The 12,528-nt window shown below is 69.0% G+C and carries 11 protein-coding genes and 1 pseudogene; 8 read left to right on the top strand and 4 right to left on the bottom strand.

What is annotated here, in order from left to right:
• Positions 1 to 493: 493 nt before the first annotated feature.
• Together AC4HOU_RS03860 and AC4HOU_RS03855 are read left to right on the top strand one after the other, a co-directional pair.
• Positions 494 to 1,903, top strand: a pseudogene (locus AC4HOU_RS03860) (RsmB/NOP family class I SAM-dependent RNA methyltransferase); the annotation flags it as partial.
• 335 nt (positions 1,904 to 2,238) lie between these two features.
• Complete coding sequence (locus AC4HOU_RS03855; RefSeq protein ID WP_195019615.1) at positions 2,239 to 2,586, top strand: MmcQ/YjbR family DNA-binding protein; 348 nt, start codon at positions 2,239 to 2,241, stop codon at positions 2,584 to 2,586.
• Between the two features lie 7 nt (positions 2,587 to 2,593).
• On the opposite strand, the gene AC4HOU_RS03850 is transcribed toward AC4HOU_RS03855, so the two are convergent.
• Positions 2,594 to 3,367 (bottom strand): SigB/SigF/SigG family RNA polymerase sigma factor, encoded by a 774-nt coding sequence (locus AC4HOU_RS03850; RefSeq protein WP_163816045.1) that lies wholly within the window; start codon positions 3,365 to 3,367, stop codon positions 2,594 to 2,596.
• A gap of 137 nt (positions 3,368 to 3,504) precedes the next feature.
• A complete protein-coding gene (locus AC4HOU_RS03845) occupies positions 3,505 to 3,927 on the bottom strand; it encodes an ATP-binding protein (RefSeq protein ID WP_163816016.1) in 423 nt (140 codons plus the stop codon).
• A gap of 128 nt (positions 3,928 to 4,055) precedes the next feature.
• Here AC4HOU_RS03845 and rpe point away from each other — a divergent pair, with 128 nt between their 5' ends.
• Positions 4,056 to 4,712 (top strand): ribulose-phosphate 3-epimerase, encoded by a 657-nt coding sequence (gene rpe, locus AC4HOU_RS03840; protein ID WP_138447591.1) that lies wholly within the window; start codon positions 4,056 to 4,058, stop codon positions 4,710 to 4,712.
• A gap of 18 nt (positions 4,713 to 4,730) precedes the next feature.
• Here the strand turns inward: rpe and AC4HOU_RS03835 are convergent, their stop codons facing one another.
• A complete protein-coding gene (locus AC4HOU_RS03835; protein ID WP_195019614.1) occupies positions 4,731 to 5,201 on the bottom strand; it encodes a hypothetical protein in 471 nt (156 codons plus the stop codon).
• Between the two features lie 847 nt (positions 5,202 to 6,048).
• Here AC4HOU_RS03835 and AC4HOU_RS03830 point away from each other — a divergent pair.
• The 4 genes from AC4HOU_RS03830 (at position 6,049) to AC4HOU_RS03815 (ending at position 9,033) form a co-directional block, all read left to right on the top strand.
• Positions 6,049 to 6,672 carry a riboflavin synthase gene (locus tag AC4HOU_RS03830; protein ID WP_490724136.1) on the top strand — a complete coding sequence of 208 codons (624 nt, stop codon included), beginning with the start codon at positions 6,049 to 6,051 and terminating at the stop codon, positions 6,670 to 6,672.
• Positions 6,673 to 6,767: 95 nt separating this feature from the next.
• Positions 6,768 to 8,012 carry a bifunctional 3,4-dihydroxy-2-butanone-4-phosphate synthase/GTP cyclohydrolase II gene (locus tag AC4HOU_RS03825; RefSeq protein WP_130917023.1) on the top strand — a complete coding sequence of 415 codons (1,245 nt, stop codon included), beginning with the start codon at positions 6,768 to 6,770 and terminating at the stop codon, positions 8,010 to 8,012.
• Positions 8,013 to 8,040: 28 nt separating this feature from the next.
• Positions 8,041 to 8,520 carry a 6,7-dimethyl-8-ribityllumazine synthase gene (gene ribH, locus AC4HOU_RS03820; RefSeq protein WP_490724135.1) on the top strand — a complete coding sequence of 160 codons (480 nt, stop codon included), beginning with the start codon at positions 8,041 to 8,043 and terminating at the stop codon, positions 8,518 to 8,520.
• A gap of 3 nt (positions 8,521 to 8,523) precedes the next feature.
• The gene (locus AC4HOU_RS03815; RefSeq protein ID WP_178128247.1) at positions 8,524 to 9,033 is read left to right on the top strand and encodes a PH domain-containing protein; all 510 of its coding nucleotides are present in this window, start codon (positions 8,524 to 8,526) and stop codon (positions 9,031 to 9,033) included.
• Between the two features lie 266 nt (positions 9,034 to 9,299).
• Here the strand turns inward: AC4HOU_RS03815 and AC4HOU_RS03810 are convergent, their stop codons facing one another.
• A complete protein-coding gene (locus AC4HOU_RS03810) occupies positions 9,300 to 11,249 on the bottom strand; it encodes a gamma-glutamyltransferase family protein (protein ID WP_163816007.1) in 1,950 nt (649 codons plus the stop codon).
• A 187-nt stretch (positions 11,250 to 11,436) separates the two neighbouring features.
• On the opposite strand from AC4HOU_RS03810, the gene AC4HOU_RS03805 reads away from it, so the two are divergent.
• Entirely contained in the window at positions 11,437 to 12,243 is an 807-nt protein-coding gene (locus AC4HOU_RS03805; RefSeq protein ID WP_490724134.1) for an NmrA family NAD(P)-binding protein, read from the top strand.
• Positions 12,244 to 12,528 lie beyond the last annotated feature (285 nt).

Genomic DNA, 12,528 nt, shown 5'->3' with positions numbered 1-12,528 from the left:
GGCACCTTCGGATTCCGCTCGGACGTCGGGCGAGCGCCGCGGTGGGGAAGCCGGTCGAGGGAGCTGGGATTCGTCCGGTCGCGGGCGCGGTCCGGCGAGCGCCGGCGGGACCTTCGGCGATCGTCGTGGGTCGAGTGGTGGAAGCGGCAAGCCGTCGGGTGAGCGCCGAGGTGACCGTCGTGATTCCGGCGGTCGCGGCGGATCGCGCGCGGGCGAGCGTTTCGATGATCGCCGCGGTGCGCGGGGTCCGGGTGGCGGCGGATCGCAATCGAGCGAGCGTACGGGTGGTCCCCGTGACTCTGGAGTTTCGGGTCGCGGCGGTGCGGCGCAGGCCGGGCAGCGTTTCGATGATCGCCGCGGTCCGCGTGGCGACGATCGCGCGCAGTCGGGTGATCGGCGTGGTTCGGGCAGGACGGGGCGCCGCGCCGCGCAGGCCGGGGAACGCTTCGGTGATCGTCGTGGCTCGGACAGCGCCGGTCGCGGCGCCGAACGTTCCGGCGACCGGCGCAGTACCGGCGGTTCGCGCAGCGCAACGGGTGGACGCGCGCAGGATCGCGGTGGCCGGCGGCCGTCGGTCGATCCGGCGCGGGAGGTCGCGCTGGAGACGTTGCGTGCGGTGCGCGAACGCGACGCCTACGCCAACCTGGTGTTGCCCGGACTGTTGCGTGAACGCAGGCTCGAGGGCCGGGACGCGGCGCTGGCCACCGAACTCGGGTACGGGGCGTGTCGTGCGCAGGGCGTGCTGGACGCGGTGATCGCCGAATGCGCCGGCCGTGAGGTCACCGACATCGACGGCCCGCTGCTCGACATCCTGCGCCTCGGCGTCTACCAATTGCTGCGCACCCGCATCGGCGCGCACGCCGCGGTGGACACCTCGGTGGCGCTGGCGCGAGCCGAATTCGGCGCGGGCAAAGCCGGTTTCGTCAATGCGGTGCTGCGGCGGGCGGGTGAGCGTGACGCGGCCGAATGGGTCGAGTTGCTCGCCCCGCGAGACCCGGTCGGCCATCTGGCGTTCGAGTACGCGCACCCGACGTGGATCGCGCAGGCCTTCGCCGACGCGCTCGGCGCCGACGCCGCCGAACTCGGTGACGCCCTCGCCGCGGACGACGCCCGCCCCGCTGTGCATCTGGTGGCCAGGCCCGGCGATATCACGGCCGAAGAACTGGCGCTGGTCACCGGCGGCGAGGAGGGCCGCTGGTCGCCGTATGCGGTGTATCTCGAGGGTGGCGATCCCGGCAAGCTGGAGCCCGTGCGCGAAGGCATGGCCGCGGTGCAGGACGAAGGCAGTCAGCTGGTCGCGCTCGCGCTCACCCGCGCGCAGCTCGACGGAGCGGACAACGGTCGCTGGCTCGACCTGTGCGCCGGCCCCGGTGGTAAAGCGGCGCTGCTCGGCGCGCTCGCCGCCATCGACGGCTTCCAGGTGGACGCGGTCGAGCCGGCCGAACATCGTGCCGAACTCGTCCGCAAAGCCACCGTCGATCTTCCGGTCCGGGTGCACGTGGCCGACGGCCGCGATAGCGGACTGACTCCCGGCTACGACCGCATCCTGGTCGACGCCCCCTGCACCGGTCTCGGCGCGCTGCGCCGCCGACCCGAAGCCCGCTGGCGCCGCACCCCCGCCGACGTCGCCGAACTGGTCGTCCTGCAACGCGAATTGCTGGCCGCCGCCTGGGAACTGCTGCGCCCCGGCGGGGTGGTGGTCTATTCGACCTGCTCGCCACACCTGCCGGAAACCGTGGCCGTGGTCGCCGACGCCGTCCGCCGCACCGGCGCCGTTCAGCTCGACACTCGCGAACTGGTTCCCGGCGTACCGGATCTCGGTCACGGCCCGGGCGCCCAGCTCTGGCCGCACCGCCACGGCACGGACGCGATGTTCCTGGCGGCCCTGCGAAAACCGCTGTAGGTCGCCCGCGCGGTCGTCTCCTCGGTCAGATCGGTGGTCGCCGCGCGAGAGGCGCGCTGCCGCGGCTGAGATCGCAACCCTCGGATTCCGGGCGGCCGGATCCGGGCTCAGGTCCGGGGCACAGCGCTTGCGCGTCGCGGTTCGTCGGCAAGCTCTTGTGCCGGGTTCCGGGTGCCGGCGATCAATGGCGGCGCGGGTAGCGCCGCCGGCGGGCGGAGCGTGACGGCGCGTCGGCGGCAGGCCTGCCTGTGCCGCACGGCCATCACAGATCCGCTTCCGTGCCCAGGCGACATTTATCCAAGTCGCAGGCCCGACCTCGGCGCACACTGAACGGTATGGCGATCGATTGGGCAGGCGTGGTGGCGCTGGCGACGCAGTTGCCGGGGGTCGAGGAGTCGACCTGGTGGCGCACGCCCGCGTTGAAGGTCGGCAAGAAGGGGTTCGCGCGGCTGCGAGTGGAGGCCGAGGGCGGGCTGGTGCTGCTGTGCGATCCCGAGGAGAAGGAGGCGTTGCTGGCCTCGGGTGATCCCGCGTACTACACCACCCCGCACTACGACGGCTATCCCTACATTCTCATCGACCTCGATCGGGTCGAGCTCGATCAGCTGCGGGAACTGCTGGACGCGGCGTGGTGGCTGTCGGCGCCGGCGAAAATGCGCAAGGAACGCGAACGCACCGGCTGACTCGCCGCTACTCCCGCGAGGACTGCTCCCGAAGCCGCGCAAGGGTTTTCGCCAGGATGCGGGAGACATGCATCTGCGAGATCCCCATCTGCTGCGCGATCTGGGTCTGGGTCATGGATTCGAAGAACCGCATGGTGAGGATCCGGCGCTCGCGTTCGGGCAGGCCGTCCAGCAGCGGGCGGATGGCGACATATTCCTCCACCCGGTCGAACTGGGATTCCTCCTCGCCGAGCGTGTCGAGCAGTGATGCGTCGGTATCGCGTCCGGCGGAGGCGGCGTCGATGGAGGTGGGCTGGTAGGCGTTGCCCGCGATGACGGCCTGGGTGACCTCATCGGGGTCGACGTCGAGTTCGGCGGCGATCTCCTTGGCGGTGGGCGAGCGGCCGAGCGTCTGGGAGAGCGAGTCGACCGCGGCGCCGATGCGTAGATGGGTTTCCTTGACCCGTCGCGGCACCCGCATCGCCCAGGTGTTGTCACGGAAATAGCGGCGGACCTCACCCATGATGGTGGGCACGGCGAAGGACAGGAAGTTCGAGCCGCGTTCGACGTCGAACCGGTCCACCGCATGCACCAGCCCGACGCGTGCGACCTGGGTGAGGTCATCGAACGGTTCACCGCGTCCACTGAACTTGCGGGCGATGTGGTCGGCGAGCGGGATGCAGCGGTTGATCAGCTCGTCACGCAGCGTCGTGTAGGCGTCGGTTCCGGCCTCGGTGGCGGCCAACCGGGTGAACAGCGCCGCGACGTCGTCATAGCCGGATACCTGGCTCGCCGTCTCGATCGTGTCCTCGTCGGCGTCGGCAGGCTGCTCGGCGTCGGCGGGGGGCTGGTCGGTGGTGCCGGTGGGTTCGGGCTGGTCGGTCGTCTCGGGAGCACCGTCATTGTCCGAGGGGTCGAGCACGGTGTCCTCGTCGCGCACTACGCCTTCCCCCGGACGCGACGGAATTCGACCGTCGTGGGGTACCCGGAGACGGCCTGATCGAAGGGTTCCTGGGAGGCTTGCACCGAATCGGTGAGGGTGCGCAGCACATGCCAGCCGAAGCTGCGCTGATCGGGAAGCCCCTCTTCGGCGGCCACGCCGGAGACCCGTACCTGCAGTTCGAGATCGCCCACGGTGAATCGGCAGTGCAGGCTGCTCTCGGGTGCGGCGACCGCGATCAGGGTCGAGCACACCTCGTCCACGGCCAGCCGGATGTCGGCCACTTCGTCCAGGGTGAAATCACTGAGCAGGACCAGTGTTTCGGCGAGCCCGCGCACGATCGGCAACTGACTGACCGATGCAGCGACCCGAATCTCCACCGGGGTGCTGTAGAGCCCCTGTTCCGCCGAAATGTTGATCACGCCATGAGGCTACCCACTCCTGGCCCGGGCAACCCAACCGCGGCTGTGACCCGCCCCGCAGTGGCGGCGCCCGCCGGTTAAACTCCCGCCTTGTGTCCACGCCGACGTTCTCCCGCCCCGAGTCCCCGATGATCGCTCCGTCGATCCTGTCCGCCGATTTCGCTCACCTCGCGGACGAGGCGAATGCCGTGTCCACCGCCGACTGGCTGCATGTCGATGTGATGGACGCGCATTTCGTGCCGAATCTGACCTTGGGCCTGCCGGTGGTGGAGAGCCTGTTGAAGGCCACCGACATTCCGCTGGACTGCCATCTGATGATCGAGGATCCGGGCCGCTGGGCGCCGCCGTACGCAGAGGCAGGCGCCTACAACGTGACCTTCCACGCGGAGGCCACCGACGATCCGGTGGCGGTGGCCCGCGATATCCGGGCGGCGGGAGCGAAGGCGGGTCTGTCGGTGAAGCCGAATACGCCGATCGAGCCGTATCTGGAGATCCTGCGGGATTTCGACACGCTGCTGGTGATGAGCGTTGAGCCCGGTTTCGGCGGTCAGTCCTTCATTCCGCATGTGCTGGACAAGGCTCGTACGGTGCGGCGCCTGGTGGATTCGGGGGAGTTGCGGCTGGTGGTGGAGATCGACGGCGGTATCAATGCCGACACCATCGAGCAAGCCGCTGCGGCCGGTATCGACTGTTTCGTCGCGGGCTCCGCGGTGTACAACACCGCTGATCCCGGCGCCACCGTGGAGACGCTGCGCAGGCAGGCCGCCACGGTGTGGGCGCGCTGAGCGGTTGCCGCCGGGCCGCTACCCTCGGCTGATCGTGCGGCTGCCGAGTGCTCGGGTGGCCTCGATGACGGCGCTCTGCGGTGGCCGGTCGGTGCCGCTTTCGGGGGCTTGTACCCAGCTGCGGTAGCCGGTGCGTTCGTCGTCGGGGGAGGGCAGCACGATGTGGCTGCCTGCGCTGGCGACGGTGGCGTAGAGGCGGAAGAGTTCGGCCGATTCGGCGGCGCTGAGGCTGTCGGGCCGGGCGGGGCCGGTGAGGAAGGTCCAGCGCCGGGCGCGTGGGTGGGCGACGACGGGGCCGGCGATGCCTGCCAGGCGCAGCCGCTGCTGTACTTGTTCGCCGAGTTCGGCGGGCATGGTGATGGCGCCGTAGCGGGCGCCCATTTTCAGCAGGATGCGTCGTGAGGTGGGGTCGATAACGGCTGGGAACTGAAATTCGCGCCGATAGCTGACGCAGCGGTTTTCCAGTGTGAAATCGACGAGCGTGGTCACGCCGCACCCCCGGTGGTGTGGTTTTCGCTGGTGGATGTGTACTGATCGACGGGTTCGGTGTCCGCGTCGATCTCGATTCTGTCCACGATGATCTTTCGGCTTCCTGGAGTGGTGGATGTGCCTGTTGTGCGGTGGCGCGCCGCGCGATCGGCCTCGTGGCGCGGTCGGCCGAGCGCATCCCGTCGACTGACGGAATGGACTGCTGCACAACGATCTTTGTGCGGCCTGCCCATCTATCCGGTCGCCGGTTGCGCTGGTCGATGGTGAGGTGTCACGTGTGGCGTGCCGAGATCGAACTGCCGTGTAGGACTCTGCCGTCCACAGTCACTCTGCCGTACGGAAAAGCTGGTGCTGTTGAACGGTCGGAGTCGGCTACATAACGATTTTGCGACAATATCGGTCCCCGTGCAAGCGATTGCGGAAATTCATGTTTCGGCGCCGTCTCGGCCGGGCACCGACTGTACGGGCGCGGGATGACATTCTTCTGTGCGTTTCGGAAAAAGCGGTGCAACAAAGTCTACGGACCGAACGAACAGTATTTTCTGAATACCGATAGAGAATTAGTCGCCGCAAAATAATCCGTGTTCGCACAGCGGCCGCGACACATCCCTGAGGTCGGATTCCACGGCGCGTCACGGTCTCGTCGTCCGGCGTGGCATCGGTCGGCGAGTCGGTGGGCCACGAGCGGCCGCGCTCGCCGGCCGACCCGGAACCGATCCGGCCGCGCTCACCCTGCCCGGTATCGCTCACTAGGCTTCGATCACGAGCACGGCACGGCCACGGGGAATACCGACCCCGGTCACGACCGTTCCGCAACCGGAAGACCACACGCGACAGGGAGTCAGGCATGTTCACAGGCATCGTCGAGGAGCTGGGCGAGATCGTCGCCACCGAGCAGCTGGCCGACGCCGCGCGGTTGACGATCCGGGGCAAGCTGGTGACCTCCGATGCCGGCCACGGCGACTCCATCGCCGTCAACGGTGTGTGCCTGACCGTCGTCGATGTCGTCGACGGCGACTCCTTCACCGTGGATGTGATGGCCGAGACCCTCAACCGCTCCAGCATCGGCGGCCTGACCGTGGGCGCCAAGGTGAACCTGGAGCGCGCCGCCGCCCTGAACAGCCGCCTCGGCGGGCACCTCGTGCAGGGCCACGTCGACGGGACCGGCACCGTGCTCTCCCGGACGCCCTCGGAGAACTGGGAGGTCGTGCGCATCTCGCTGCCGGACGCCATCGCGAAGTACGTCGTGGAGAAGGGTTCCATCACCGTCGACGGCATCTCGCTGACCGTCTCCGGGCTCGGGATCGCCGAAACCCCCGCGGCCGACGGTAACCGCGACTGGTTCGAGGTTTCGCTCATCCCGACCACCCTGTCGATGACCAACCTCGGGACCGCCGCGCCGGGCACCCTGGTCAACCTGGAGGTCGACGTCATCGCCAAGTACGTCGAACGCCTTCGGCAACGCGGCTGAGCACACCGTCCACCAGGCGGACCACTGCCTCCGGAGTGACACTTCCGACCCAGTAGTGTGGGGTGGCACCTTATTCGAGATGGAGCACAACAGACGTGACCAGGTTCGACAGCATCGAGCGCGCAGTCGCCGATATCGCCGCCGGTAAGGCGGTTGTCGTCGTCGACGACGAGGACCGGGAGAACGAGGGCGACCTCATCTTCGCGGCCGAGAAGGCCACCCCGGAGCTGATGGCGTTCATGATCCGCTACACGTCGGGCTATATCTGTGTGCCCCTCACCGGTGAGGACTGCGATCGCCTCGGCCTGCCGCCGATGTACGCGCTGAACCAGGACAAGCACGGCACCGCCTACACGGTGTCGGTCGATGCCAAGGAAGGCGTCAGTACCGGCATCTCCGGCGCCGACCGCGCCACCACCATCCGGCTGCTCGCCGACGCCGACGCCAAGGCCGACGATTTCACCCGGCCCGGCCACGTGGTGCCGCTGCGCGCCAAGGATGGCGGCGTGCTGCGCAGGCCCGGCCACACCGAGGCCGCGGTCGATCTGGCGCGGATGGCTGGACTGCGTCCAGCGGGTGTGATCTGCGAGATCGTCAGCCAGAAGGACGACGGGCACATGGCCCGCACCGAGGAGCTGCGCGTCTTCGCCGACGAGCACGAACTGGCGCTGATCTCGATCGCCGACATGATCGCCTGGCGGCGCAAGCACGAAAAGCATGTGGTGCGCGTCGCGGAAGCCCGCATTCCGACCGTGCACGGCGAGTTCACCGCCGTCGGTTACCAGAGCATCTATGACGAGGTCGAGCATGTGGCGCTGGTGCGCGGCGACATCCTCGACGGTGACGACGTGCTGGTCCGCGTGCATTCGGAATGCCTGACCGGCGATGTGTTCGGTTCGCTGCGCTGTGATTGCGGCCCGCAGCTGGACGCCGCGCTGGAGATGGTGGCCGCCGAGGGCCGGGGCGTGGTGCTCTACATGCGCGGGCACGAAGGCCGTGGCATCGGCCTGATGCACAAGTTGCAGGCCTACCAGCTCCAGGATTCCGGCCATGACACCGTCGATGCGAATATCGAGCTCGGCCTGCCCGCCGACGCCCGCGATTACGGCACCGGCGCGCAGATCCTGGTCGATCTCGGTATCCGTTCGATGCGGTTGCTGACCAACAATCCGGCCAAGCGCGTCGGTCTGGACGGTTATGGGCTGCGGATCACCGAGCGGGTGCCGATGCCGGTGCGCGCCAATGCCGAGAACCTGCGGTACCTGCGCACCAAGCGCGACCGCATGGGGCACGACCTGATCGGGCTCGACGACTTGGATCTGGGAGAGACCGCGCAGTGAATCCGGCCGGACGGAAAGGCGAGAACCGATGAGCGGTACCGGCGTACCCACTTTCGCGCTCGAGGATGCCAAGGAGCTCAAGCTCGGCATCGTCGCCTCGCGCTGGCACACCCAGATCTGCGACACCCTGGTCGCCAATGCCGAACGCGTGGCCAAGGAGGCCGGAGTGCGCGCGGTGACGGTGGTGCGCTGCGCCGGTGCGATGGAACTGCCGGTGGTGGCCCAAGAACTGGCCCGTACCCATGACGCCGTGGTCGCGCTCGGTGTGGTGATCCGCGGCGACACACCGCATTTCGAGTACGTCTGTGACGCGGTCACGGCCGGCCTGACCCGGGTCTCGCTCGACGAGAGCACCCCGATCGCCAACGGTGTGCTCACCACCAACAACGAGAAGCAGGCGCTGGATCGGGCCGGTCTACCCGGCTCCGCGGAGGACAAGGGTGAGCAGGCCTGCGCCGCCGCCCTGGATGCCGCGCTGACCCTGCGTTCGCTGCGCGGGTCGAACTAGCCGATGCCCGTCGTTCGGATCTGGCGTAGGAACGCGGGCCCGGCCCCGGCCGGCTCGGCCACCGAGCGGCCGGTCTGGGATCTCGAGGTGCGCCCGCGCCGGGCACGGCGCACCGCGATCATCGTCGCGGTGCTGCTGGTGATCGCGTTCACCGCCGCCGGGGTCTTCCTGCGGGTCGGCTCGACCGGTGTGCATTTCCGGGTGCTCGATCAGTTCGCCATGGCGGGGATCGGTGTGCTCGGCGCGTGCGCGGTGCTGCTGCTGACGCGTCCGCGGGTGCGGGTCGGACCCAAGGGCGTGGTGGTGCGCAATGTCCTCGGCGACAACGAGTTTCCGTGGAAGTACATCCGCGGTGTCTCGTTCCCGGACCGTAAGTCCTGGGCACGGCTGGAACTGGTCGACGACGATTACGTTCCGATGTTGGCCATCCGCTCCAACGACAAGGAATACGCCGCCGACGCGCTCGAGCGGCTGCGTGAACTGGGCGCGAAGTACAGCGGTTCCGGCGACTGACGAGCACCCGCGGTCGGAGCCTGCTCAGCCGGTCCCGCCGGGGCGGGTGGATAGGCCGGCGCCACGATCTCGAAGAGCGACACGACCGAAGTGCGGCCGGCGCGTTGTATCGGCGCGGAACTCGCCGGGTGCGCGACGATGCCGCGGCCGGCCGGGCCGCACGACCGCGGGCCGGCAGGTCAGACGGACGAGCGGGGTCGGCATGGACGTTGCGCCGATCGCCGGGTGCGAAGGTCAGCGGCGATCGGCGCGGTATCCGGGCCCGGTCAGCGCGTATCGCCGAGCACTTCACCTTCCCGGCGCGGGTCCGCGCCGCCGATCCAGCCGTCGCCGTCGCGGCGCACCACACTCAGTCCGCTCGTCTGCGGCGCCACCGACACCTGATGCCCGAGTTCGCGCAGGCGCACGACCAGCGGATCGTGCGCGCCGTCGTCGCTGGCATCGATGGCCGGATGTTCACCGCCGACCCCGGTGACCGGGGTGTTGGCGGCGCCGAACGACACCGCCGAAATCGCCTGCTGCGGGTCCAGACCCCAATCCAGCATGCCGATCAGCGTTTTCACCACGAACTGGATGATCACCGACCCACCGGGCGATCCGGCGACATGGGTGAGCTCGCCGCGCGAACCGTCGGCCGCGTCGGCGAAGACCAGCGTCGGGCTCATCGAACTGCGCGGGCGCTTGCCGGGCTCGACCCGGTTGGCCAGCGGCATCCCGTCCTCGCCGACGGGTTCTGCGGAGAAATCGGTGAGCTGGTTGTTGAGGATGAATCCGTCGACCATGTGGAACGAACCGAAGGCCGATTCGACGGTGGTGGTCATGGCGGCGGCATTGCCGTAGGAGTCGACGATGGAGATCTGGCTGGTGCCGTGTTCGGGCGGCTGCGGACCGACGCCGACCGGTACCGGGCCGAAATCGCCGGGTTGCGCGGTGCCCATGCTGCGGCCGGGATCGATCAGCGCGGCCCTGCCCTTCAGGTATTCGGGGTTCACCAGGGTCTCGGGCGAATTGCCCGGCAGCGGCACGAAATCGGTATCGGCGACGTACTTGTCGCGGTCGGCGTAGGCGAGCCGCTCGGCTTCGGAGATCAGATGCACCGCTTCGGCCTTCGGCTTACCGCCGTTGCGGTCGACATTGTCCGGGCCCATCGCGGCCAGGTCGAAATTCGACAGGATACCGAGGGTGGCGGCGACGGTGATCCCGCCCGACGACGGCGCGGGCATGCCGCAGATCTCGTGTTCGCGGTAGTCGGTGCACAGCGCCGTGCGCTTCTTCGGCTGATAGTTCGCCAGATCCGCGGCGGTGATCAGGCTCGGGGTCCGGCCACCGGAACCCGAGGTGGCGGCTGCCACCACATCGTCGGCGATGGCTCCGGTGTAGAAGGCGTCGGCGCCGTCGGTGGCGATCGCGTTCAAGGTCTTCGACATCGCCGGGTTGGTGAGCACCTCACCGGCCGGTTTGGGGGTGCCGTCGGGGTTGAGGAAGTAGGCCTTCGCGGCCTCGTCCACCGCGAGATTCGGTGCTGATTCGGCGATCTGGCCCGCCAGCCGCGGGCTGATCTCGAAACCACGGTCGGCCAGCGAGACCGCCGGGTCGAACAGGTCGGCCCACGGCGTCTTGCCGTGTTCGCGATGGGTGAGTTCGAGCATGCGCAGCACGCCGGGAACGCCGATGGAGCGGCCGCTGGCGCGGGCATCCGGTTTCGGTTCGGTGCGGTCGGTGTCGCTGATCCAGCGCAGATAGTTCTCGGTCGCGGCGGCGGGCGCGGTCTCCCGGCCGTCGTAGGCTTCCACGGATCTGCTCGCGGCGTCGTAATAAACCAGGAAAGCACCGCCGCCGATACCGGAGGCCTGCGGTTCGACCAGTCCGAGCACCGTCTGTGCGGTGATCAGCGCGTCGGCGGCGGTTCCGCCGTCGCGCAACACCTCGCAGGCGGCCTGGGTGGCCAGCGGATTCGCCGTCGACACCGCGTAGGTGGCGGTGCGTACCGGTGTCATATCGCTGCGATAGCCGGACGCGATCTCGGGATTGGTGCTCAGGTTCTGCGTCGTGGTCGCACCGCCCGTGGTGGCGGGGGCGGCGGTGAGGGGAGTCCCGTTGGGTGTTGTCGTGCAGGCCGCCGTGTCCTCGGTTTCCTCCGAACACCCGGCCGCCAGCGAAATCACGAGCGCCGCAACCACGGCCGCTCCCGTCCGAATCTGTCGCGCACGCGTCATGCACGGACCTTAACCGCTGCCGCCGACAAACACGCCGCGATCATTCCCAGCGGTTCAGATTGGGCGATCCAGCCCCACTGGGCGCCGACGCCACTTCCACCCGGACGTTTGACCTGCGACTGAACGCCGGACGTTGACCTCAACACAGGTTGAGCTCATAGCGTCGTGCGCGGAAGGGAGTTCAACAATGTCGATATTGGTAACGGGCGCAACGGGAAACACCGGACGGCACGTGGTGGCGGAGCTGCTGCGCCGCGGCCACAACGTGCGGGCGCTCACGCGAGATCCCGAGCGTGCCGCGGCACTGCTGCCCACGGGTGCGGACGTGGTTGCGGGCAGCCACACCGAGCCGGACACGCTGGATGCGGTGTTGACCGGGGTAACGGGCTTGCACATCACGGTCACCTCAGGGGTCGCGGAGACCGGCCCTGAGCTGGTGCGCCGTGCGGTGGCGGCAGGCATCGAGCGGATCACGATCCTGTGGGGCGGGTATGTCGGCCCCGCCGAAACCGCGGTCGCGGAATCGGGCGTCGCATGGACCCGGCTGGAACCTCAGGAATTCATGTCCAACACCCTCGCCTGGGCCGACTCGATTCGCGAGGCCGGCGTGGTGCGGGAGCCGTTCGACGTGCCGAGCGCTGTCGTGCACGAGGCCGACCTCGGTGCGGTGGCGGCGATGGCCCTGACCGAGGACGGACACGCCGGCCGGGCCTACACCCTGTCCGGGCCCCGAGCGCTGACCGTGCGTCAGCGGGTCGCCATGCTGGCCGAGACGATCGGCCGGGAGATCACCTTCGAGCAGCTGACCAGGCAACAGGCCATCGACCGGCTGACCGCCACCGGCGTCTCGCTGGCCGACGCCGAATATGTGGTCGGCTGGCATGCCGACCCGCCGGAGTCGGCCCGCACCCCGAACGGCGTCCTCGACCAGGTCCTCGGGCGTCCGTCGCGCACCTTCGAGGAATGGCTCATCGAGCACAAGGACCGTTTCTGACGGACGAACAGGCTCGGCCCGGGCCTGCGCCGCCTGCGGATTCCGGCCCGGCACGGCACGGGCCTGGCTACCATCTGGAGAACCCGGAGACGTCCGGGTTCGACGGCCGCGCACCGCACTGCTCGGACTCGAGCGGAGCCGGCTCCGCTCGACCCCGAGCGGAACCCGGTGCACCCGCGGCCGAGGTGTATCGGATAGGCGAGGTCGGGCTCCGGCCGTTCCCCTCCGGCGCAGGCCACGGATCGGGCTCGGTGACCCATTCGCCTGCTCCTCCGGAGGAACGAG

This window comes from Nocardia sp. JCM 38205 (assembly GCF_058222935.1).
This window is presented reverse-complemented; position numbering and strand designations above follow the sequence as displayed.

Excerpts from the sequence above, each read along its gene's own strand:
- AC4HOU_RS03830 (WP_490724136.1), top strand. The coding sequence starts at position 6,049 with ATGTTCACAGGCATCGTCGAGGAGCTGGGCGAGATCGTCGCCACCGAG.
- AC4HOU_RS03805 (WP_490724134.1), top strand. The coding sequence starts at position 11,437 with ATGTCGATATTGGTAACGGGCGCAACGGGAAACACCGGACGGCACGTG.
- ribH (WP_490724135.1), top strand. The coding sequence starts at position 8,041 with ATGAGCGGTACCGGCGTACCCACTTTCGCGCTCGAGGATGCCAAGGAG.
- AC4HOU_RS03810 (WP_163816007.1), bottom strand. The coding sequence starts at position 11,249 with ATGACGCGTGCGCGACAGATTCGGACGGGAGCGGCCGTGGTTGCGGCG.
- rpe (WP_138447591.1), top strand. The coding sequence starts at position 4,056 with ATGATCGCTCCGTCGATCCTGTCCGCCGATTTCGCTCACCTCGCGGAC.
- AC4HOU_RS03815 (WP_178128247.1), top strand. The coding sequence starts at position 8,524 with ATGCCCGTCGTTCGGATCTGGCGTAGGAACGCGGGCCCGGCCCCGGCC.
- AC4HOU_RS03855 (WP_195019615.1), top strand. The coding sequence starts at position 2,239 with ATGGCGATCGATTGGGCAGGCGTGGTGGCGCTGGCGACGCAGTTGCCG.